This window comes from uncultured Cardiobacterium sp. (genome assembly GCF_938028825.1).
Lineage (GTDB): Bacteria > Pseudomonadota > Gammaproteobacteria > Cardiobacteriales > Cardiobacteriaceae > Cardiobacterium.
The window spans coordinates 1-20751 of the sequence record NZ_CALIZP010000017.1 but is presented as its reverse complement, the minus strand read 5'-3'; the positions used below and the strand labels follow the sequence as shown (position 1 = coordinate 20751).

32 protein-coding genes are annotated in these 20751 nt (G+C 60.6%); 1 reads left to right on the top strand and 31 read right to left on the bottom strand.

Annotation, left to right across the window (positions count from 1 at the left end):
• Window positions 1–13 precede the first annotated feature (13 nt).
• The 3 genes from Q0562_RS02070 to Q0562_RS02060 are packed head-to-tail and all read right to left on the bottom strand — an operon-like array spanning window position 14 to window position 1292.
• Window positions 14–352, bottom strand: coding sequence for a hypothetical protein (locus tag Q0562_RS02070; protein ID WP_298640491.1), 339 nt, complete (start codon window positions 350–352; stop codon window positions 14–16).
• Window positions 349–984 carry a Rha family transcriptional regulator gene (locus Q0562_RS02065; protein ID WP_298640488.1) on the bottom strand — a complete coding sequence of 212 codons (636 nt, stop codon included), beginning with the start codon at window positions 982–984 and terminating at the stop codon, window positions 349–351. The genes Q0562_RS02070 and Q0562_RS02065 overlap by 4 nt, the downstream gene beginning before the upstream one ends.
• A gap of 50 nt (window positions 985–1034) precedes the next feature.
• On the bottom strand, window positions 1035–1292 hold the full coding sequence (locus tag Q0562_RS02060) for a helix-turn-helix transcriptional regulator (RefSeq protein ID WP_298640485.1): 258 nt from the start codon (window positions 1290–1292) through the stop codon (window positions 1035–1037).
• Window positions 1293–1386: 94 nt separating this feature from the next.
• On the opposite strand from Q0562_RS02060, the gene Q0562_RS02055 reads away from it, so the two are divergent.
• Window positions 1387–1887 (top strand): helix-turn-helix domain-containing protein, encoded by a 501-nt coding sequence (locus Q0562_RS02055; RefSeq protein ID WP_298640483.1) that lies wholly within the window; start codon window positions 1387–1389, stop codon window positions 1885–1887.
• Window positions 1888–2142: 255 nt separating this feature from the next.
• Here the strand turns inward: Q0562_RS02055 and Q0562_RS02050 are convergent, their stop codons facing one another.
• From Q0562_RS02050 to Q0562_RS01915, 28 genes are all read right to left on the bottom strand, one after another.
• Window positions 2143–2505: a hypothetical protein gene (locus Q0562_RS02050; RefSeq protein WP_298640480.1), complete on the bottom strand. Its 363-nt coding sequence runs from the start codon at window positions 2503–2505 to the stop codon at window positions 2143–2145.
• A gap of 45 nt (window positions 2506–2550) precedes the next feature.
• Window positions 2551–2751, bottom strand: coding sequence for a hypothetical protein (locus Q0562_RS02045; protein ID WP_147293446.1), 201 nt, complete (start codon window positions 2749–2751; stop codon window positions 2551–2553).
• Window positions 2752–2762: 11 nt separating this feature from the next.
• Window positions 2763–3518 carry a hypothetical protein gene (locus tag Q0562_RS02040; RefSeq protein ID WP_298640473.1) on the bottom strand — a complete coding sequence of 252 codons (756 nt, stop codon included), beginning with the start codon at window positions 3516–3518 and terminating at the stop codon, window positions 2763–2765.
• Complete coding sequence (locus Q0562_RS02035) at window positions 3519–3977, bottom strand: hypothetical protein (protein ID WP_298640471.1); 459 nt, start codon at window positions 3975–3977, stop codon at window positions 3519–3521. It abuts the gene before it with no gap.
• Between the two features lies 1 nt (window position 3978).
• Window positions 3979–4452 carry a phage protein Gp36 family protein gene (locus tag Q0562_RS02030; RefSeq protein ID WP_298640468.1) on the bottom strand — a complete coding sequence of 158 codons (474 nt, stop codon included), beginning with the start codon at window positions 4450–4452 and terminating at the stop codon, window positions 3979–3981.
• The gene (locus Q0562_RS02025) at window positions 4449–4922 is read right to left on the bottom strand and encodes a hypothetical protein (RefSeq protein ID WP_298640466.1); all 474 of its coding nucleotides are present in this window, start codon (window positions 4920–4922) and stop codon (window positions 4449–4451) included. The genes Q0562_RS02030 and Q0562_RS02025 overlap by 4 nt, the downstream gene beginning before the upstream one ends.
• Before the next feature lie 9 nt (window positions 4923–4931).
• Window positions 4932–5879: a major capsid protein gene (locus Q0562_RS02020; RefSeq protein ID WP_298640464.1), complete on the bottom strand. Its 948-nt coding sequence runs from the start codon at window positions 5877–5879 to the stop codon at window positions 4932–4934.
• Window positions 5880–5888: 9 nt separating this feature from the next.
• On the bottom strand, window positions 5889–6206 hold the full coding sequence (locus Q0562_RS02015) for a capsid cement protein (RefSeq protein WP_298640462.1): 318 nt from the start codon (window positions 6204–6206) through the stop codon (window positions 5889–5891).
• A gap of 3 nt (window positions 6207–6209) precedes the next feature.
• On the bottom strand, window positions 6210–7166 hold the full coding sequence (locus tag Q0562_RS02010; protein WP_298640460.1) for a hypothetical protein: 957 nt from the start codon (window positions 7164–7166) through the stop codon (window positions 6210–6212).
• Window positions 7167–7393: 227 nt separating this feature from the next.
• Window positions 7394–7852 carry a phage virion morphogenesis protein gene (locus Q0562_RS02005; RefSeq protein ID WP_298640457.1) on the bottom strand — a complete coding sequence of 153 codons (459 nt, stop codon included), beginning with the start codon at window positions 7850–7852 and terminating at the stop codon, window positions 7394–7396.
• 427 nt (window positions 7853–8279) lie between these two features.
• Window positions 8280–9536, bottom strand: a complete 1257-nt coding sequence (locus Q0562_RS02000; protein ID WP_298640454.1) for a phage minor head protein — start codon at window positions 9534–9536, stop codon at window positions 8280–8282.
• Window positions 9533–10993, bottom strand: a complete 1461-nt coding sequence (locus Q0562_RS01995; RefSeq protein WP_298640451.1) for a DUF935 family protein — start codon at window positions 10991–10993, stop codon at window positions 9533–9535. Before Q0562_RS01995 ends, Q0562_RS02000 begins: the two co-directional genes overlap by 4 nt.
• A gap of 105 nt (window positions 10994–11098) precedes the next feature.
• Window positions 11099–11272, bottom strand: a complete 174-nt coding sequence (locus tag Q0562_RS01990; protein ID WP_298640447.1) for a hypothetical protein — start codon at window positions 11270–11272, stop codon at window positions 11099–11101.
• Complete coding sequence (locus Q0562_RS01985) at window positions 11265–11951, bottom strand: Rha family transcriptional regulator (protein ID WP_298640445.1); 687 nt, start codon at window positions 11949–11951, stop codon at window positions 11265–11267. Before Q0562_RS01985 ends, Q0562_RS01990 begins: the two co-directional genes overlap by 8 nt.
• Window positions 11952–12428: 477 nt before the next feature.
• A complete protein-coding gene (locus Q0562_RS01980) occupies window positions 12429–12914 on the bottom strand; it encodes a hypothetical protein (protein WP_298640443.1) in 486 nt (161 codons plus the stop codon).
• 17 nt (window positions 12915–12931) lie between these two features.
• On the bottom strand, window positions 12932–14389 hold the full coding sequence (locus Q0562_RS01975) for a hypothetical protein (protein ID WP_298640441.1): 1458 nt from the start codon (window positions 14387–14389) through the stop codon (window positions 12932–12934).
• Between the two features lies 1 nt (window position 14390).
• A complete protein-coding gene (locus tag Q0562_RS01970) occupies window positions 14391–14930 on the bottom strand; it encodes a DUF3486 family protein (protein ID WP_004141461.1) in 540 nt (179 codons plus the stop codon).
• Window positions 14930–15250, bottom strand: a complete 321-nt coding sequence (locus Q0562_RS01965) for a hypothetical protein (protein ID WP_048713041.1) — start codon at window positions 15248–15250, stop codon at window positions 14930–14932. Before Q0562_RS01965 ends, Q0562_RS01970 begins: the two co-directional genes overlap by 1 nt.
• A complete protein-coding gene (locus tag Q0562_RS01960) occupies window positions 15247–15597 on the bottom strand; it encodes a DUF2730 family protein (protein ID WP_004141457.1) in 351 nt (116 codons plus the stop codon). The genes Q0562_RS01965 and Q0562_RS01960 overlap by 4 nt, the downstream gene beginning before the upstream one ends.
• A complete protein-coding gene (locus Q0562_RS01955) occupies window positions 15584–15796 on the bottom strand; it encodes a TraR/DksA C4-type zinc finger protein (RefSeq protein WP_281838007.1) in 213 nt (70 codons plus the stop codon). Before Q0562_RS01955 ends, Q0562_RS01960 begins: the two co-directional genes overlap by 14 nt.
• Window positions 15766–16029, bottom strand: a complete 264-nt coding sequence (locus Q0562_RS01950) for a hypothetical protein (RefSeq protein WP_281838005.1) — start codon at window positions 16027–16029, stop codon at window positions 15766–15768. The genes Q0562_RS01955 and Q0562_RS01950 overlap by 31 nt, the downstream gene beginning before the upstream one ends.
• Window positions 16026–16328 (bottom strand): hypothetical protein, encoded by a 303-nt coding sequence (locus Q0562_RS01945; RefSeq protein ID WP_298640425.1) that lies wholly within the window; start codon window positions 16326–16328, stop codon window positions 16026–16028. The genes Q0562_RS01950 and Q0562_RS01945 overlap by 4 nt, the downstream gene beginning before the upstream one ends.
• Window positions 16316–16933, bottom strand: coding sequence for a transglycosylase SLT domain-containing protein (locus tag Q0562_RS01940; protein ID WP_298640422.1), 618 nt, complete (start codon window positions 16931–16933; stop codon window positions 16316–16318). Before Q0562_RS01940 ends, Q0562_RS01945 begins: the two co-directional genes overlap by 13 nt.
• A 2-nt stretch (window positions 16934–16935) precedes the next feature.
• Entirely contained in the window at window positions 16936–17214 is a 279-nt protein-coding gene (locus Q0562_RS01935) for a lipoprotein (RefSeq protein ID WP_004141446.1), read from the bottom strand.
• Between the two features lie 210 nt (window positions 17215–17424).
• Window positions 17425–17652, bottom strand: coding sequence for a hypothetical protein (locus Q0562_RS01930; RefSeq protein WP_298640413.1), 228 nt, complete (start codon window positions 17650–17652; stop codon window positions 17425–17427).
• Window position 17653: 1 nt separating this feature from the next.
• Entirely contained in the window at window positions 17654–19456 is a 1803-nt protein-coding gene (locus Q0562_RS01925; RefSeq protein WP_298640411.1) for a hypothetical protein, read from the bottom strand.
• Window positions 19447–19770 carry a hypothetical protein gene (locus Q0562_RS01920; RefSeq protein ID WP_298640408.1) on the bottom strand — a complete coding sequence of 108 codons (324 nt, stop codon included), beginning with the start codon at window positions 19768–19770 and terminating at the stop codon, window positions 19447–19449. The genes Q0562_RS01925 and Q0562_RS01920 overlap by 10 nt, the downstream gene beginning before the upstream one ends.
• Complete coding sequence (locus Q0562_RS01915; RefSeq protein ID WP_298640405.1) at window positions 19770–20675, bottom strand: hypothetical protein; 906 nt, start codon at window positions 20673–20675, stop codon at window positions 19770–19772. Before Q0562_RS01915 ends, Q0562_RS01920 begins: the two co-directional genes overlap by 1 nt.
• Window positions 20676–20751: the final 76 nt, after the last annotated feature.

The window sequence follows — 20751 nt, the reverse complement described above, 5'->3', positions numbered from 1 at the left end:
GATTCCTCCTGTTTCAATATTGATAACGGATAAACGTTTCTTCAGATATTTCATCCACACCGTAGCGCTTGCTGGCTTCTTCCAGCCGTGTCCGCGCCGCTTGAATGGCGTTGAAAATTTTGACGGCCTCGCGTCCGTACATCATCGAGACGCGCCAATTCTTGTTCGGCAGTTGCTCGGCGAGGCCGGCGGCGGCGAGGGTTTGCAAATCGCGCAGCATTACTGCCCGCCCCGTGTCAAAACGCTCGGCCAACTGCTGGCAGCTGATACCGTTCTGTTCGTGGCCGAACAGCGCCTTGAAGACGGCGTAGCCGCGCATCTGCGTACTGGAAAAGCCTTCAACCGCGTTCATGCCCGTTCTTCCTCTTCTTCCTCAAGCAGCACGCCCAGCTCACGCAGGCGGCGGCGCACGGCGCTGATGCTGTGCGGCGAGGCATAGCCTGCTTCGGCAGCAATCTCGCTGCGGCTGCGCCCCAGCAGGGTACCCGCCACCACCTGCTGCCACGGCGCGCGCAGGCGGTAGAAGGCGGCTGCTTCGCGGTTCTCCTGCGCGTGCAGGCGCGCTTCCATTTCATTGAAGGCATCGAGGAAATCCAGCTGGCATTTCGCCGCCCGATCCCCGCTCCAGCGCATGACCAAGAAGACAAAGGCATCACGGTCAAGGCGATACATCGGCTGCGTCTTGCCTTGCTCGTTTTGATACGAGGACAGCCAAAATCCAGGCAGTCGTGCCTGACGGCGCAAAATTACGCCGTTCGGGGACAATCCAGATTTGGATTGTCCTTCACCCTCAATGCATCCAGGTTTAGATGTACTGCCGCCCCCGCTAACGGCGGCGATGATGGCTATACGGTGGGCAATATCGCGCAGGACGTGCAGGTGTTTTTTGCCGAAATAGGCCGCCACCTTGAGACTGGTGGTGAAGTTGTTGCCGTGGGCGTCAGTTTCGATCAGCTCAGCGGGGATTAATTGCTTGATGGACATAGTGGCTTCCTTATTTGAAACGTGGTTGCAAATAGCGCTTTCTGCTATAATTACCCTATGATTTTTCTAAGGTTTTCTATGACTTCGCTCTTCTTTTCCGGGATCGGGTAGCAGTCGCGGTAGTCGGGGAAAACCTGATAGAGATCACAGTCCAGCACCTTGGCAATGGCGCGCGCCACACGGTGGCTGGTGCCGTTGCGGTTGATGGTCTGGCTGACGGTGGCCGGATGCACATCCAGCGCGGCAGCCAGCATGCGCAGGCTGTAGCCTTTGGCGCCAAGGGCTTGTTTGATTTCCAGAGCGTTCATGTTGTGTTCTCGCTTATGGGTTGTTGTTTGGATAAGGTTAGTTTGTACGATTCATCGTACATTGTCAAATGATTTATGTACCATTGGTGTTACATTGAAAGATAGCAAAGAAAAACGCATTAAAGAAGAAAGGCTTAGACTGGGACTTACCCAAGAAGAAGTCGCAGAGAAATGCGGAATAAGGCGCCAGCAATGGATTCGCTACGAGAAAGGCACATCAGACTTAGATGGCAAAGTGCTGAGAAATTTCATTAACCTAGGTGCGGATGCGACTTACATCCTCACCGGACTGCGGCAGGACGCGCAGGCACAGGCGCTGTTCCGCGCCAATATGCTCGCCCCCTACTGGCGCGACGGGGAAGAAGTGCCCGAAGACGAACGTTTCCAGCTGGCGCTGAATGCCGAGGTCAACCGCCGCGTGCAGCAGGAGCGGCGAGAATTGGCCCTGTTGCGCAGCCGCGAGGCTGTGCGGGCGGTGGTGCAGGAGATTGGCAACCCTAAGCTACTGGATCTGATGCTACTGGCTGCGCAAATGGATGATGATGCGATTGATGTGGCGGCAGGATCCTTACGGAAACTGCTGCGCAAGAAGTAAAAACCGCCAGCGCTGGCGGTTTGTCAAAACAGTAAATCTATAAATAACAATAGATTGGAAGAAGCAACATAAAAAAACCGCCATCTGCTGGCGGTTTTTGGAAAGGCATCTCTCAGTCTCGCGCAAGAAGTAGGGATGCCAACAAAAGCGGCGACAGTCGCCGCTTTTATTTTGCAACAATCAGTAAAAACAACAGGATAGCCAAAAATGGCGGATTAAAAGCGGCGGCACGTCGCCGGTTTTTGCAGGAAAACATCAATCCTCCTCCTGCCTTATTTTCTTGAGCTGACTGACCAGGGGTTCTTTGCTGCTCAGGTCAAGGACAACGGGCTGTGGCAGGGGTTTGCCGCGCCAGTGGCGGATGACAATCGTGCGCGTCGGGCGCAGCCATTCTCGGATCATTATCCATGCCAGCGCAGCCAGACGCCGCCATAATGGATAGAGCAGGAGCATCGAGAACCATCCGGCGTGGTCGGTGATGAAAGTCAAAACGCCGACGGTCGGCACTGCAAAAAAAATCATATCGTCAAAAAACAAAGGGATAGGTAAAAACAACAGTAAGAAACTGCCGACGGTCGGCGGTTTTGCTGTCCATCCTGCCGCCGGAAAAGCGGCCACATTGCTGCAGCCGCCTAACGTAAATTCATATAAGCGCTGTGTTATTCACTTCTTTCGATAGCCGTCCTCCTTCCGCTCTTCACGGATGATGGCCGCCGCGCCGTGTTGCACCAGCCAGTCAGCGGTGTCGGGAGCGACGGCGACGGTGGCGCCTGCTTTCATCGGTACATTGCCGATAGTGGTGTCGGCGGTGAGACGCACCGGCACACTGTTCTCCGCTGGCGTGGTAGTGGGTAATCCAGTCATGGGGGTGCCTCTTATTCATACAGTTCAATGGTAAATGGGGCTTCACCGTTTTTGCCGACAGCCGCCGTGCCTTTCATGGTGACGCTGTTGAAGTCGTCACTGAACCAGTCCAGTTCGCCATCAACGGCCAGCGAGACGTTCGGCAGGGTGAGTTTGGCGCGTTTCTTGGTCACTTCGTTTTGCCCGTCGATGATGAGCGCTCCCTTGAAGCTGCTGACACGGGCACCATCCACGGCCACTTTGTTGAGGGCCAGGGTCTTGTAGCTGACGGTAATGTCGTCGCCTTCGGCGGCTGCCGTGCCATCAGTGATTTGCAGCAGGCCCACCTCGGTATTGAGGGTGTACTTGGCCGCCGCGATGGTTGAGCCGCCCTTTTTGACTTCGACGGTAGCGGGGTCAATGTCGCCATGCGCCAGTTTGTGGTAACCGCTGAGGCGGGCTTTGACGGGTTCATCAGCGACGGTTTGCACGGTGGTGGTCACATCCACAGCCTTACCCATCATCGCCATCGCCCAAGTGAGCGGCTGGAAGGTGTCGGTTTGAATGGTGACGTCCGGTGCTTTCGGGGTGGTGATACTGTCAAGAATGGCACCGGCATCGTGTTTACGCCGCGATTTGCGGGTTTTGACGTCGGAGGACTGCGCGATCTTGGCCGAGACGGGATTACCGAGGTAAAACGCCGGGGTATTGGGGTCGTCCGGGATGAAATACGGCACACCAGTGCCGATAAAGCCGTGGTCGTTAAGGATGCTGTTGAGGGTTGGCATTTAACTGCTCCGTAGGTTGATGATGTCAATGGTGAAGGAGGCCGGATAGATGCCCCAGCCATCGGGGCGATAGAAGGCATCGTCGGCAACGCCGAGGGTGAAGCGCTTGCCGTATCCGGGATTGGTGTGGGTGTCGCCGTCGCTGACGGCAAGGCCTTCGACGTGCGCCATCAGCGCGGCCAGGACGGTGCCTGCCTCCATATCGGGTTCGGCGCGGCGGGCGTGGCGCATGACGAGATAGACGGTGTAATGCTGCGTCATTTTCTGCGTACGGCCCTGCACCGAAACGTTGCTGTATTTGTCATAAACCACATAGGCGGCGCGGTGGACAAAGGGCAGCTTGCCGTCGAGCAAGTCGGCAAATTCGTTGGCGCTTTCGACGCTGCGCAGGGTGTTGCTGTCAATCAGCAGACGCAGGTGGCGGATGAGTGTGTCGCGCGGGGCGAAGAAATTGGTCATATCAGTACCCCCGCAGTCGGTCGTCGGTCCAGTAGGCGTCAGGGCCGCTGGTTTGCGCAGTGCCGTAAGCGGTCTCCTGTCTTTTCGCGGCGGCGCCGGTGATGAGGCGGTTGAAGAAGGCGTGGCGCGCATCGTTGAGCTGCTTGACCACAGATTTGTCGTCAAGGCTGTCGAAGAGGCGGTACAGCGCCATGTCCATGCACGCCGCTTTCAGCGTTTCCACTGGAAAGCGCATATCCGGCAATAGCGTCAGGTAGCCGTCGATGTCGCCAGCGGCAAGACTGATGGCCTGCTCGACGCGCGCTTTCAGGTCGGAGAGCGCCTGTTCGTAGCCCGGCGCAACGATGCCCTGCGTGAAATATTGCTGCACATCATCGGCGGCGGGTAGCGGCGCGTAGTCGCTGCCCGCCAACTGCCCGATGAGACTGGCGCGGTTGGCGTGGGCGATGAGTTCCAGCGGCGTGCAGTAGGTCATGCCGCGTCACCGGGGTCGAGGTAGAGAATCCAGGCGGTATCCAGCATTTCCTGCGTGAGCGTCTGTGGGTCGATGGTAAGGCGGATGCCGTCTTCGGTTGTGCCGGCGTCGCGGTGCCTTTCCAGCATTTCAACGGCCTTTTTCAGCGTCGGTTTGCGGTCCGGTTTTTCTTCGTAAAGGATGCCGACGACGACTTCCGGCGTCAGTTCCAGTTCGCCCTCTACCGCTACGGGGTCGTTGGCCGCTTCTGTCGGTTCATGGGCTTCTGCCGGGGGAGCATTGGCCGGTTCCGGTTCATTGGCCGGCGCCGGGGCGATGTCCTGTTGCAGGGCCTCGCCGATATCCGCGAGCAGGATAAGGCCGCGTTCGATAAGTCCGGCGGCAACGGCATCGTCAATGTCGTCTATCACGTCTCCGGCCTCGTAGCGTGTGCCGTTATGGCGCAGGGGTTGCAATACGGTATAGCGCATATGGCCTCCTTACTTGATGGTGGCGGTGTTGGTGAAGAGGAAACCGGCGCTGTTATCGGTCAGAACGGCCTGATCGGCCATTGCCACCGGGTAGTGCCACGAGCGGTCGCTGTTCTCGAAGTAGCCCTTTTCCACTTTGGGCGTACCGGTGAGGACGTAGTTGTAGCCAAAGGACGGCACGGCCTGCGCGCGCATGGCAGCAGGGGGGACGTAGGCAAGGATGGTGTTGTTGCCCCACACTTCGGCAAAGGGCGCATCCTTGTCGGCGACGGAAACAGCCTTGGCGACAACGACAGTGTCAATGTCGAAGTAGGACGCAAGCATGTCGCTGGTAATACTGGTCTTGCCGGTGTATTTGAATTGTTCCAGGATTTTTGGATGGGTTTTCAGCGCCTCGTAAGCGTAGATATCGAGGTGCAACACATTCGGATAGCGCCCGGTTGCCTTGCGGATTTTTGCCTTGGCGTCCCGGATGGCGTCAAGCGGCTTGGAAGCAGCGTTATCCCACATATCGTTGCCGGTGAGCGCTTCGGTGTGGCCGGTGGCATAGAGGCTGGCGGTAGTAGCCAGCTTGGCTTTTTTTACCTCGCCTTCGAGACGCATTTTTTGCATGACCTGATTGACGGCCAGGGTTTGCGCGTTGATGCCCGGCACCTTGTTCATCTCGGTGGCAAACTCTTCCGGCACTGTCCCTTCGAGGAGGCGGTTGACGAGGGCGTAATCGTCGCTGCTATAGATGATGCCGATACTACGCACGGTTTCGCCGGGGGCGCGGGTGGTATCGGTGACGATGTAGGATTCTTTGCCGAATTTGATGATTTTGCCGCCCATTGCGCTGACGCTGACATCCGGGAAAAGATGGTGACCGGAAAATTCCTGGTCGAGGTTGTAGCCGAGGACGACTTTGGTGAGGATGGTGTCAACGACGCGCAGGCGCTTGAATTCACTTTGTGACATGGATGCTCCTTACTTGATGAAGATTTCGACGCGGCTGCCCTCGACGCTGTGGACGATGGCAAAGGCTTCAGCGGCGCCGGTGGCCTTTTCCGCATTGCCGGCGTTGGCCTTGACTCCGTCGCCGACGGCAAGGCCGCTGGCGGTGATGTCGGCAAGGCCGAGGGCGATGGCCGGGATACGCTCCCCCGCCTTGCCGTCGTACTGCGCGACGCCGATGGGTTCTTTGCTGCCGGTAGTGGCGAGTTCGCCGGTCATGCTGACGAGCTGGCCGCGCTTGACGGCTTCTTTGAGGTTGATGCCGAGGGAGAGGATGTTGGCTTGTGGCATGGGTTACTCCTGGAATTGGGCGGCAGCCTGGGCAAAGGTCAGGCCTTTTTTATCGGCGAAGTCCTGGATTTTCTTCTCCAGCGCAGCGGCGGCTTTGTCTTCGTCGTTGCCGTCGCCCGCTTGTGGCAGGGTGCGCTTGTTCGGGTCTTCCGGGGTGCGTTCGGCGAAGTCCACCGTGGCCGGCAGGCGGTCGAGCACGGCTTTAATGCCGTCGCTGGTGCGTTTCTGCACCCTCTTGCCGCCCTCGGCGAAGTCGAAGGTGGCGTCTTTGCCGGTGAGCAGTACCGAGACCACGGCGGCTTTTTCACCCGGCAGCAATTTGCCGGCCTTCACCAGCCCTTCGGCATAGTCATCGGCTTCGGCCTGCTCGCGCGCGGCTTCTTCGGCGGCGAGTTCTTCTTCGCGCCGCTTCACTGCAGCTTCGCGGTCGGCGAGCTCTTTCTCGCGCGCGGCAAGTTCCTCTTCTTTCTTCTTCAGTTCGTCTTCATTCATGGGCATCTCCGTAGGGGGTGGGGGTGTTGCGGCGGGATCGCCGAATTCGTACACGGGCGCTGCGGCGGCGGCAAAATCGGCCAGGCCTTTGACTGCCGGCGGCTGCGCGCCCAAGAAACCGACATGGCGCAGATACGGCTTGCCGGGGGTGGGGTTGTTGGGATGGTCGGGGTCGTAGATGGAGGCGCTGCGTTTCTTGAAGCGCCCAGCCGCCAGTAGCGCGGCAAATTGCGGCTCGACTTGTGCAAGGTCGGCATAGAGCGTGCCGCTGCCTTCGTCGAAGGTAAGCGCGCGCACCCAGCCGAAAGCCGGGGCGTTGTCCTTGGGATGGCCGATAACGACCGGCGCCTCGTGCAGCGCAGGGTCGTAGGCGGCAGCGATGGCGCGGACGTAGTCCGCTGTGGCGTCAAGCGTCTCGCCGGAGGTGGCGGCGTGGTGACCGGTTTTGAAAATTGCGATTCTGTCCATGCCGCCGATTATCGGGACGGCGCATGGGGGCAGCGACTAGACAAGTTGGGGAATTGCAGCAGGGATTTCGCGAGCTGCGCGACCATTTCAACCGGATGGTTAAAATGCCGGTCACGCAAGCGGGACGGATGGGCTTTTCTGGCGTTTGCTAAATGGGGCAGGCGGCGTTTTACGGACGCGCGGCAATACTTGCCCACCTTTTGCCATACAACGCCTGAAAACGCCGCTCAGGGCGTCATGGCAGTAAAGGCATCCTGCACGGTGTCGAGGATTTCCTGCTGGTCTTCGTTCGAGAGACCGAGATAGGGACGGGCGGGCATGACGGCATCATGCGTACCGAAGGCGCGGAAGGGGCCGCCGAATTGATGCAAAGCGGCATAGACGCGGTTGCTGCCGAGGCGCAGCTCGGTATCGGAAGCCTGATAGCGGATGGTGTCGCGCAGATAGCCGCGCAAACGCAGGATTTTGTCCTCGCCGAAAATCTGCATCTTGCGCTGCCGGTACTTGGGCGAGAGAGGTTCCCACGGTGTGCCGTCCGGTGCTTCCTCGCGGTCGAAACGCTCGGCGGTGGAAATCATCAGTGCCTCACCGATGGCGGAAAAGAAGGCCTTATCGAGAAATCCCGCCACCTTGAGCTTGGCAAGGGCGGCGACCATTTGCTGGTTGGTAATGGTGAGTGTTGGCATGGTGTTTTTCAGGATGTAGTATGGCTGGCAGATGCTTCGCCGTAGAGCCCCATTCAGGCAGACGGGACGGGCACCTTAAGGACGCGCTGGAAGCAGGAATGCACTTTCACGCGGCTGGTGTGCGGTTACGGTGGTTCGAATCCGCCCCGGCACAGCATCGCATTCACAGGCTGCGGGGGTTTCCTACTGGAAAGGTTAGTGATCGCCACTATGATCCTGTTCGAATCAGGCAAACCGCAGCCCTTCATGATTTCCTGTGTGTTTTTGGCGTATACTTCTAGGCAAGCATTAGGGCGAAGGGCCCAATTAAGGTGAGTGGGGAGCTTGGCTTAAGGTTTGCTGTTTTATACAACGGGGTAAAACAACAAGCTGCCTTTCTTCATAGTGCAGGTTCGAATCCTGCCCGTCCTGATGCTCCCGTTACTGTTTATTTTTGCCAAATGGCTATTTCTCCTTTGAGGCTGTTTATTTCGGCCTGTGTCAGCAACATTGAGCCAGTGCGCACAATGTTTCCCTTCACCTTTCTTTTGCCTTGCGGCGTTTTGACTGCAAGGTCGTAATCCATTTTTAGTGCAATCTTGCCCTTGTCCCCGCCCAAGTCGTACACATAAAGCAGCACCGGCGGATTCTCGTTTTTCATCAGCAGTACGCGTTCCGGGGTCATCAGATGATCCGCGAGATCCCGCCAGAATTGCACTGGCAAGGGCTGGTGTTTACCCGGACGTAACGCGTGCAAAACATCCTGATCGCGCAAGGTGATGACGGATGTGGACGGTGTCAGGCCGCGCTGATCCAGCGCCTTGATGATGCCCGGCGCGATGGCGCCAACGGAGAGACTGGCGCCTCGTGATACGCCATCCCGCACGAGCTTGTCCACCATGGCCGCGACTTCACGGTTGAGCATACCGCGTGCCTGGGGATTGGATAACAGGGAAGAGACCGAAGTGCTACTGAGCAGCGGTGGCAAGCCCTTCGCCTTGTCAAAGAAAAACTGTGTCGGAGATTTGTCGCGGCTGGCACCGGGGATGTGGTCAAAGCCGGGGTCCAGCCCTTTCGGTACCTGCACCGTGCGCGGGTTGGCGCTATTCTTGCCGATGACCCGCTCTTCATATTCGGTTGGCGGCGCGGTACCGACTTTCAGACCGCGCTTGGCGAGGCTGCGTGCGTTGTGCGCGATGACCGTGCATTTGCAGCCGTAGGCGTTGATGGGGTAATGCGTCTGCCACCACGGGTCGTCGCAGTGCAAGACAAGGCCATCCCAGGCTTCGTGTTCCGGGCGGGGGTGACGCTGTCCCTCGCGGTGCTTGTATTCCCAGTAGGGCCGGTAGTGGCTGGCCTCGCGCTGCTGTTCGTAGCGCCCGGCCTGATAGCTGCTGTGCAGGTTGGTGTCGTAGATGATGCGGCTGCGCCAGTCACGTCCGCCGTTGTACTCCCAGCCGTATTTGGCGACGATGGCGTCGAAGTCGCGGCGGAATTCTTCCAGCGTGGTGCCGTCGGCAATGGCCTTGTCCACGGCAGTGCGGAAGTCCGCCAGCAGGTCGAGGCGGTTGGCGCCGGCGACGACAAAGGCGTGGTCGTGTTCGGCGCCGTAGATGTCGGCATAGCTTTCAGTCGGGATGTTCAGCTTGTTGCGGAAAAAACGCAGCTGCTCCTCAAACGGCAGTTTGCCGTAGGCGACGGTCATGGTGCCCTACCTTCGTCCTGCACTTCAGCGCGCCCGGCAAGATGGGCGACGGTCGAGGCGCGCGCCAGCACCGCCGCATAATCATCCAGCGAGAGCTGCGGCGCCAGGGCGTCCAGCCGCTCACGGAATTGCAACAGCGTTTCCGATGCGGCGAGTTCGGCGGCGATTTTGTCCAGCCACGCCTGCCCGTGCGGGGCGAGTTCGCGAGCGAGGCGGTCGGCGAGGTGATCGGCGGTATCGGGGGCTTCGTCGTCTCCTTCGGCAAAGTCGGTAGCCGATTCTCCGGCTTGGCTTGATGCCACCGGCTGCATGGTTTCCCATTTGCCGCCAAAGGTCTCCTCAATGGTCTCCAGTGTCGGGCGGTAGCCGAGGACGGCCAGCTTGGCGTAAGTGGCGGCGATGGTGGCGGTGTCCTTGACTTCCTCGGTACGCAGCCACAGCTTCGGCGGGCGCGCCCCCGGAAAATTCCACTCGGTGAGCCATGTGGCAATGCTGGCGTTAAACGAAGCGCAGAGCAGATCGGCGTCGGCCTTGATGATGTCCTGCTTGACTTCGTTTTGCACTTCGGCCTTGTACTGCCCGCCGACAGCCTGCGAGGTCATGACCTGGCCGAGGGTAACGAGCGCAATGGCCTCGTCCATGTAGGTGCAAAGGGTCTTGTAGTCGGCGCTGCCGGATTCTCCCTTGAGCAGTTCAATCGTCGTGCCCAGCGGTGTCACTGTCGCGGCGGCATTCTTGATGCCGACCAGGGCGGCAAGCAGTTGCTGTTTGTCGCGCTCAACGGTGGGCGAGCGCGGGTCAAAGCTGCCATGCGGTACCGAGGTGGCGGCCTTTTCGTTGCCGACCAGCCAAAACTTCACGTTCGCCTTTTTGAAGAGCACCGGCCAGTAGAGGTAGTGCGCCAGTCCCAAGCCGTAGGGGTTGTCGGTGGTATCGCCGCCGGCGGAAAACGTCCAGAATTTGCGCGGTGGCATGACCTCGTCGCCGCCGTTGCCGGTGTAGAGCAGCTGTTGCTTGATGTCGAATTTGAATTTGCTACGGTCACGCACCAGCACATCGGCCAAAACCACCTTGCCGTCCTCAATATCCCACATCGCTTCACCTACGGCCAGACCGTAGAACACGCCCCAGTGCATAGCCTTGAGGATGTGGTCGAAGTTGATGCGGCTCAACTGTGCCTCGACAAACTTTGCCGCCTCGACATCGGCGGCATTGTTGGCGTCATAGGGGACAATCTGTCGCTCCATCTTGGTTAGCGCCGTCTGCCGCTGCGTCCATGTGCCGGTGACGGTAGTATCGGTGAGCAGGTCGCGGTAGGCACTGCTATCGCCGCCAAGGCGGTCAGTGAGCACCTTGTCGATGCTTTCCAGGGTAGTCAGGTTGCGTTCGATGGCCACCTCGGTGGAAGCCGAGGTGGGTTTGGCGGGGATACGGGCAGGTTTCTTCTTGCGGGACATGGCACGGCTCCTGGGGTTTGCGGCAGGATAAGGCGGGTGGAGCCGGGCGGCGAGTAGAGCAGTTTGCGAAAAAAAGCGCCCCACAAAGGGGCGCTGTCGGGGCGGTCAGTAGTACTTGTCGAGCTCGCTGCGAGTGAGGCTGGCGAGATAGTAGAGGCCGGGGGCATGGATGGTGACGGTATCTTCGCGCTGGTTGGCGGTCAGGTCTTCAATCAGGGCCAGCACGGCGGAAGCCATGCGCAGGGCGTCTTCGCGGTCGTCGGGGGAAACATTAGGCATGGGGCACCTCCGGCAGGCCGAGGGTGGCGGCCAGCTGCTGCTGTTCGCGCGCCAGCATTTCTTCGAGCAGCTCGCTGATGCCCTTGCCGGCGGGGCTGTCGGAAAAGCGGTATTCGCCGTGGATGATGCGGTTGACGGCGGTGGCGGAAATACGCAAGAGACGGGCAATATCGGCCTGGCTCAAGCCCTCGTCGCGCAATTGCAGGATGATGGCCTCGTCTTCGCGCTTGATGCGGCGCCTGCCCTTCTGGTTCATTTCCAGCAGGGCGATGTATTTGTGCACCATCCGGTTCTGCGCCAGCAGCGTGTTCATGCCGGCCGCCAGCTGCGCCATATGGGTTTCAAGGCGGCTGGCGGGCTGTTGCAGTTCCTGCTCCATCACATTGAAGGCGGCAATGTATTTTTCTTTCCACGCCGCCGCCTGCGCGCCGGTAAAGCCCATGCAGAGGAAGGAAAAGCCGTCGCGGGTGATTTCGTACATCGGCTGTGATTTGCCCTGACTGGTCGTGTACGAGGAGAGCGTAAAATTTCGCTCTCTAAATTCGGGCGAGCAATCAAGTGAGCGGATAGTGGTAAGCACATCTCGATGATTGCGCTGAAAGTGATTAGAGACGGCAAGTGAGGTGGTAATCAGGCGGTTACCGGAGAAGCGAACCAGGGGTTCTTTGTAGCTGGTCATGACTGACTCCTGTTTAAGTTTTTCGAAGATTCCCTGTTGTAGGGGTGCCGGGGCGTTCGAAAGCTGTAAACAGTCAGCCGAGATGATTCCCCTTGCGGGTGTTGTATTCTCTGCCCCCCCGGCATAACAGGGTCGCCCATACGGGCATAAAAAAACCACAATGTCGGATGCGGGAGACCGCTGTTTACGAGGTTTTCGACGCCTCGCGAAGCACTATACGCCATTTGCAACGCGGTTGTAAATATTGGGTATGATGTCCTTTTCCCTTCCCCCGGACACCGCATGACCCCCAGACAAAAAATTCATGTGCAGCTGCTGCGTGGCGTGCAGCCCAGCCCCGATATGTTTGACGAAGTCGCCTATCTGCAAGAGCGGGGGTTGCTGCATGCCGCCACCCGGCGGAGCAAGCGGCGTGAGGATTATGGCCGGATTCTGGATGTGGTGGTCCGTGGCCCCACGGCAGCAGGGCTGGATTATTTAGAGCAACTGACTGCCGAGGAACAGGGTGCCCAGGATGGTGGCAATCAGCAGCCAACCGACCATGATGCGACGGTGGGCGCAGCGCCAAACAGCACAAAACTCTGGCACGAACGCAGCACGGGGCGGGCGCTGATATTCACCGTCGCCGCAGGGTTGCTGGTGCTGTTTTTGGGTAAATGCAGCGGCCTGAGCTAGGCAGGAGGGCAGGCACAGCAGCCTGAGCAGAGCATTGCCCGGGCGACATCTCCGCGCCGGCGGGGCGGGGGTGGCGGTCGCCAAACGCGGCATGGTGCCGTCAGCCGTCTGTTCCAGCCACAGGGTCACGCGGCTGTATTGCCGCACTTCCATGCCGTCGTTGTCATAAACACTGCTGGCCGTATCACCCGGCAGGCGGATGTCAAGCACGGTCAGGGGCTGTTCGGAATGCAAGCATAACTGCTTGCCGCTGGTGTCATAGGTAAACGTACCGTGAATGATGGACATGTGGTGCTCCTTGGAGGTCAGTAATCCCGGTAGACCGGTACGGGATAGTCTGCGGTTGCTTGTGGCGGCAGGTCTTCAACGACAACTTCGACAGGCAGGACGGTGTCACTCCTGGATGCTGCGTAGGCAAGGCAGAGGGCGATGGCGGCGTCGCCGTGGCGCTCGCCCGCTTTGCCGCTGCGCCGTCCCAGTTTGATGACGCCGTCGATGCGCTCCAGCGCGCGCAGGTCGTCGATGATGTCGGCGTCTTTGGGGATGCGTAGCGCGTCATCTTCCAGTGCTGCCACCAGCGGCGGCATATGCTCGCTGTACCAGGCGTTGGAGAGTTTGATTTGTGCGACGCGGTTGCCGTAGCGGTCGTGTGCGGCCTCGGCGAGGTACTCGCCGTTGCCGCTTGCGTCAAACCACGCCGCAGTCAGGCGTGGCAGGCGGTCGAGCAGGTAATAGACGATTTGCCGCTGTTGCGCGTGCGGGATGTTGCGCAACTCGACCGCAAACGGCACATGGCGGCGGGTATCGGCGGCGATTTGCAGCGGCACCAGTACCGAGAGGTCGCCGTGCCGCGCGAAATCCATGCCAAAGACGTGTTCGCGCGTGCCGTCTAGCGTGGCCAGCAACGGGCGCAATTCGCGCTCGCACCAGTCGGCGATATCGGCCGAGCGCAGCTCTGCCGGGTATTCTGCCCAGCCGTCGGGCTGGGCAAGGCGCAGGATGGGGACGGGGTCGGCACGCAGCTCCAGCAGGCTGCGCGAGAGTACCGCGCCGCCGCTGTTAGAAGGGATAACGCGCAGCTCTTCGTCGGCGTCCGCGCCGTATTGTTCGTAGATGCCCGCCGTCCATGCCGCCTCCCCCGCCGCTGTCCACTCCATGCCGCGCACTTGGCAAATGCGGCGGTAGAGGCCTTGCGCGACCGCCTCGTCGAAGGTGGTGCGGTGCAGGGCGTAGGGTTTTCGCCCGCCACGGATGTCCTGGCAGAGCTGGTTGAAGGGGTTATCGACGCCGTCGTGGGTACTGATGATGGCGACCTTGCCGCCCCACATGAGCAGGGCAATGGCGGCTTTGATGAGTTCGTCGAGCTGGTCGTGGAAGGCGGCCTCGTCAATGATGACGTAGCCCTGTTTGCCGCGCAGGTTGGAGGGGCGCGACGATAAGGCGGTGATGCGGTAGCCCGACGCGCAGCGGATGACAAAGGTCAGGATGTCCTTGTCGCCGTCGTTGAGTATCTCCTCGCTGACCGCCTCGGCGACCAACTGGTAATGGCCAATCCAGTCGGCGCTGTCGCGGATAAATTCTTCGGCCATGTCCTTGTTGTAGCCGATGTACCAGACGTCCATGCCGGAGGCAGCCGCCGCTACCAATGCCGCCTCGGCGGCGGTTGACCAGCTGATACCGATACGCCGCGATTTTTCGTAGACACGCACCGGGGTTGGGTCGTTAATCCATTGCATTTGGTAGGGCAGGAGGACGCCAGCCATCTCAGCCCCCCAAGATGCGCTGTTTGATGAGTTCGACCGCCTCATCGGATAGCCCCTGCGATTTGGCGGTGGCTTCGACGTCGGCGGCGGCACGCGCCAAGGCGGCCTGCTCGATTTCGCGCTGGCGTTTGTCGTTGATGGTGGATGCGCGCTCCAGCTTTTCTATCGCCTGCGCCAAGTCTTTCAAGAGGCCGGGGTGTGCCGGTTCTTCGTCTTCCGATAATTGCAACGCGGTTTCAAAGGCGAGGTTGCGCACCAGTTCGTTCAAAAGCGCGCCCACCTTGCCTTGTGGCTGGTTACCAAAGCGGGCAATCCACATGTCGGCAATCTCGCGCGATTGCTGGATTTTCGCGCCAACCTCGCTCATTTTCAGCGCATAGCGATTGACCGCGCTTTTGCTGCGCGGTTTTTCGCCCAGCTCGGCGAGGACGGCATTCAGCCGCTCGGTCGCCTCCAGCTGGGTGATGGCCGGGTCGCGCAGCCAGCCCTGCAACTGTTCCAAGAGCGCAGGCGGCAACGTCTTGATGCTGTTTGCCGCCATCAGCGACGCGCCTCAATGTCGCGCAGTTCGGACGGGCGCAGGTCACGGATGCCATGCGCCCGCGCTTTGCCACGCGCGATTTCAAGGCCGCGGTCGGTCAATGTCACCATCGTCAGGTTCGGCGACGGATGGCTGCGGCTGATATAGCCCTGTTCTTCCAGCCAGCCGATTTCGGTTTGCAGCTGGTCGTAGGTGATGTTCTGCCCGGTTTGTTCCAGGCAGAGGTCGAGCATATCGAGCGACAGGCGATAGTCGCTGTCGTATTCAAGCAGGCTCAATATGGCGCGGCGGCGGTAAGCGCGCACGGCGTCTTGCATCATGATTTGTCTCCTTTCAAGAGCACTTCGAGGATGAGTTTGCTGGTGTCATTGACACCATCGAGCGCCCCCTCCATCTTGTGCAGGGTCTCCGCCTGCCGGTCGAGGCGCTTGTGGATGTTGCCGATGGCTTCCCGGTTCGGCAGGTGCTCGAGGCGCGTTTCCAGTTCGGTCAGGCGGTTTTTGACCTGGCCGAGTTCTTCGGTCGCCTTGTCTTCCAGCGCGGCAATGCGGCTGGCATTCGCCTTGTGTTTCGAGAGTATCCAGACGTAGATGGTGATGCCGACGGTAAATGTGGTCTGGATAATGTCAAAAATAAACTTCCATAACGGGATGTTAGGGCTTCCCACGGTGTCTCCTTTCGTAGATTTCCTGGCATTCGCGGCAGCGGATGGCGGCGGGGTTGGCGGCGCGACGTGCGGCGGGTATGGGTTCGCCGCAATCCGCGCACTCCGCCTGTCCGGCCTGCTGTTGCGCCGCCTGAATGCGGGCAAGCGCGTTGGCAGTGGTCGCCTCGATTAGCGCTGCGGCGCGGTCGGCCTCGTCCATTGCTCGCTCCATTGGCGGATGACCGTAAGGCGCGCGTTGCAGGTGGTGAGCGCCTGATGCTGCTCGATGAGGTAGCGGGCGACATCGCGCTGCGTCGCGCGCTGCGGGTCGGGTTTTTCGGGGGTGACAACCGGCGCGGTGAGGCCGGTCGGCACGGCGATGGGGTGGTAGCGCGGGATGTCGCGCGCGCAGGCGGTGAGACTGATGGCAAGCAGCAGGGCAATGGCTCTCATGGCAAATCCTCCAGCGCTTGCCGCAATACCGGCGCCACCGGGGCATCGTCATGCGCCGGGGCTTGTTGCACGCGGTGGATGGCGGGGCGGTATTGCGTCGCTATTTGCGACGTGGTTGCGATTAACGCCTGATAAGCCGCATCGGCGGCGGCGTACTCATCGGCAAGCGCCTTGTTGGCGGCGGTGAGTGCTGCCACCGTCGCCTGCTCGCTCGCAAGCTGTCCGCGTAGGCGGTGGATATAACCGCCGAGGGTGGCGATGATGCCCGTGGCAATCAGGACGATGGTCAGCGTGCGCATACCATCCCCCCGCCCCAATCGCGATAGAGCGCCTGATGCTGGTAGATGATGGCGCGCGGGTAGCCGCGGTTCTCGGCAATCGCCCATTTGGCACGGCGGCTGTAGCGCTCGACATTGCCCCACCAGCGCAGCGGGTCGGCGCCGCGCTGGGCGGCAAGGCGCTGGTCACGTTGCAACCAGCCGAGGCCGCCGTTATACGCCGAGAGCGTCATCGCCCAGCGCTCGCAGTCATTGGCTGCACGGATGCGCTGATAGAGGTGGTGGTCGTAGGTAACGAGCGCACGGATCGCCCAGCGCGGATCAAAGGCATTGCCGACGGCAAGCGCCTGCGGATAGGCCGCTTTAATCCACGCTTCGGTGTCCGGGGTAAATTGGGCGAGGCCGGATGCGTACTTGGAGCGGGCGTGCGCGCGCCACAGGCTCTCCTGATGGATTTGCCCGGCCATCACCGGCACAGGCGCGTCAATGCCCCAGACGGCGCGCGCTTCGCGGACGAGGTCGCGCTGCCAGACGCGGGAGCGGGTCTGCCAGTCATCGGCGGCGGTTGCCCATTGGCAACCGACCGCCGCGACGACAAACGCGAGGAGTTGTAGGGTGCGCCGCATGATTACAGTCCGATGGCAAAGGCGAGGACGACGGCAGAGACGAGCAACGCGCGGCGAATCATGACCGCCGCAAAGACGATGGGCTCTTGGCGCATTTCAAACGGGCGATAAGCGGCAAAGATGGTGCGGTCGGCGTAGTAGCCAAGGGCAAGAGCGATGCTGATGTAGATGGTTTTGAGCAGCAAGAGGCCAATTTGCTGGCGGGCGATGATGGCTAGGACGACGAGCAGCACGGCGCTGATGACGTACCAGATGGCCATTTTGTTGTGCTTTTTGGGCATGGGAGTCTCCAGTTGATTGACTGAAGGCCATGATAAAAATCGCCGCATAAAGCGGCGATTAGACTAGTTTGGGATTTGCGGCTTGGCCGCAATAGGTATTGTGGATGGGTAGGTACTTTGGAAGGGTACCCGCTTATTGTGCCACAGCGAGCAAGCGCATCATCGCCTCATTTGAGGAGGAAAAACAGGAAACGCCCACGCGGCACCTGATCACACCTTGATTTCCGCCCACGTCACCGCCGGGGCTTCACCTTCGATTTCCAGGGTGTAGGCGTTGTAGTACACATGCTGCCCGATTTGTCCTTGTCCGGTGAGGACGACCACAGCGCCGGTCGGGGTCTCGGCTACCCACACGTTCGCGCCTTTGCCGCCGGTGATTTTCGCGGTCATGCGCCGTTTGGGGTTGAGCAGGCTCTCAAATTGCTGGCGGATGTTCATATCAGTCCCCCATGTAGCGGTCGATGGTGAGCGTTTGTGTAACGACAGGCGCGTTGTTATCCAGTGTCACGTCCACCTGGATACCCTTGATGACGCCCTGCCATGTTTTCCCCGCTTCGGTGAATGCCCACACTGCGCCGAGGCTCGCCAGCGGCAGTTGGTATTTTTCTGCCCAGGGCAAGGTGACGGTCTCGATTTTGTGCGTACCGGTTTCGGACAGGGCATGGATGCCTGCGGCACGGTGTGCGGTTTCGTCGGTGTAGAGGGCGTGTTCGCGTAGTGCTGCCTCCGGCGTCTGGTTCGTGCCTTCACGCCATACCAGCGCGCCTTTGGCGGTTGCGCCTTTGCCGACCACGCGCACACCGTTGCAGCGCTCGCTGATGCGGCGTTGCCCACTGACGCTGAGGATAAGGTTGGACGGAATGGTGAGCGCCGGTGTCGGTTTTTCCCACGCCGCTTTTTGCCAGACGGGGCGCACGAAGAGTTGCGGCTCATAGGGGTGGCTCTCGACAAAGGCACCGATGGCCTGCGCGATGTCCATCACGACGGCAATCGGGGTTTGGCCGCTCACGGTGTAGTTGTCACCGGGGACGAGCCAGTCCACCGCGTCCCAGCCCGCGATGGTGTAGGGCGTCGGCTGTAACTGTTCGTCGGCGATTTGCCGTGCGTAGCGGCTTTGTTCGTACTTGATATGCCGCCCCTGCGTGTAGTCCGCGCCCAGTTTGGCAGTGATGGATCTGCCCGTAATGGTGTAGCTGTGGCCGATGAAGCGCCGCGTGTCACGGTAGTCTTCGGCGAGGATGTCCCAGCGCTGGTGGTTGATGCGCAGGGTGATGACAGCCTCGTCGCCCGCTTTGCGTGTGTCCATTTGCAACTTGGCGAAGTCGGCGGGGGCGAGGGTGAGGTCGCCCTGCCAGCAGTAGCCGTCGGTGTCGGCTTTGAGGCTAAGGGCGAGGATTTGTAAGGTCTGGCCGTTAAATTCGGCAGTGATGCGGTTGTGCATGATGTATCCGGGCAGGGTGGGCAGGTCGGTGGTGTCGCTGTCGTGCCAGCAGCGCAGCGGCAGTAGCAGACGGGATGGGTCGCGGTTAATGCGGCGCCGCGTAAACGGCAGCGGCAGGCGGTACGGCGGCGGGCGCACCCGGCAGGGCGAGACGTCCGGCGGCGGTGGCGGTAGCGGGATGGGGTAGTACTCGCAGGGGGGACGCACGGCGCGCTGGTAGCGCAGGCTGTGGCAATGGGCGAGCAGCGGCCCCCAGCCGTACTGGCGGTTGCAGTTGACAAGCGGCGGCGCGATGGTGATGCGTGGCGTTTTGCAGCCTTTGAGCAGGGGGTTGCCTGGCTGCATGGCGCTTGCGCAGTTGGCAAGCGGTGGCGCGGTGCCGATTGGGGGGATGGCGCAGTTACCCAGGCGCGGATAGGTGTTGAGGGTGACCGGCAGGCAGGTGGCGAGGCGGTAGGTCGGTGTGGTTGCGGCCTGGGTGCAGGCGGTGAGCGACGGTAATCCGGCGACAGCAAAGGTCAGGCAGCGCACGACGTCCAGCATCGGCGTGTGGTTCGCGGCCAGGCAGGTAGCGACGGGGACGACGCGGGTGTGCTGTTCGAGGCAGGCAGTCACATCTACTGTCGGCGCAGTCGTGACGACAGCGCAACCGCTGATTTTTATCCATTTAGGTTGTGGTTTGGGTGGCGGCTTTGGCGGTGGTGGCGCCGTTCCGCCCAGAGGTAACGGCAGGTGGTCGGCAGGTGGTGAGGTTGCCGCTGCTGTCAGTGGCAGCGACAACCGGTCGGGCGTTACAGCCATGACGCCCACAACTCGACTTGTCCGTTGCCGTCAAGGGTAGTGGCGGGCTTGATGTAGTCGTAGCAGCAGGGGTCATAGCCGCGCTGCGTGTCGCGCGCCATCAGCAGGTACTCCTTGCCGGCCTCAAGACCGCGCACCAGGTAGCGCCCGTTATCCAGCGAGCGGGCAGTGGTAACGACTTCCATCGTATGCGCGTCCAGCACCAGCAGCGGTTTGCACGCGGCTTGTCCGCCGGCAGTAACAATGCCATCCTCCAACCCGGCAAAGTAGGCCTTGCGCTTGGCATCGGTGCTGTAATAGAGACGGTCTATCATCAGTACACCCATTCGTCGAGATTCACCAGCAGGCCTAGTCCGATCATGTCGCTTTCAGTCTCACGTAAGGGATTGTTCTGCCGCGTATAGATCCAGCGGTGCGGTGAGCCGTCAATCGTGGTGATGCCGGGCACGTCGTCGTAATGCGAGCACAGGATCAGGCCGGGCAGCTTGCCGAGGATAAGCGGGGCACGGGTGAGGTAGATTTCGGCATAGGTCTTGGCAGCGACGCCCGCCTGTGGCTGTATGGCCTGCGCACCGCCCGTGGCCGCAGTAATCAGGGACCGCAAGCCTGCCAGTGCCCGGATGTTGCCATCCTCGACCAGATCTCCGGCGCCAAGTGCCCACGGCGAGCCGGACAGTAAATCGTTGATGAGGGCGGAGCCATAAAGACCGCCGTTCCTTGTGCTGCAATAGAAGGCAAAGTCCTGCCCGGCGGGGTTGGTGAGGTTGTGGTTGAGACCGCCAAAGTAGCAGATGGTTTGGTTGCTCTGGCTGTTGTACACATAGTCCGGGATAAAGGCAAAGCCGCGTTTTGTGGCGACAAGCTGCCAGCGCAGGCTGATGTCGCCGTGGGGTGCCGCCTTGATATAGCCGTGCTTGGCCGGCACCAGACCCTGTTTGTGGCCGCGCCACAGGAGGTCAAACAGCGTCCATTGCGCGTTGCTGCTGTCCACCGTGAGGGATACTTGCGGCGCGGGGTCAGGCGCAGTAAAGACAGCCTTGTGATCCTCCTCGCCGGTCATGGTCCAACCGGCGCCCGGTTTCGTGCCGTAGCCGGTGACCAGGCAGGCCTTAAGCACGGTCTTGACGCCGCCGGTGAGGTCGGCGCCCAGTTGTGGTGCCTCGGCATCTGCCGAGGAGTAGTACGTCGCCGGGACGGGGACGGGGTTCAAAAAGCTCATATCGCCTCCTAGGGATTGATTTCGGTGGTGTTGCCTCTGAGACAGACCATAAAGCCGTCCGTGGTGTTCTGCCGCT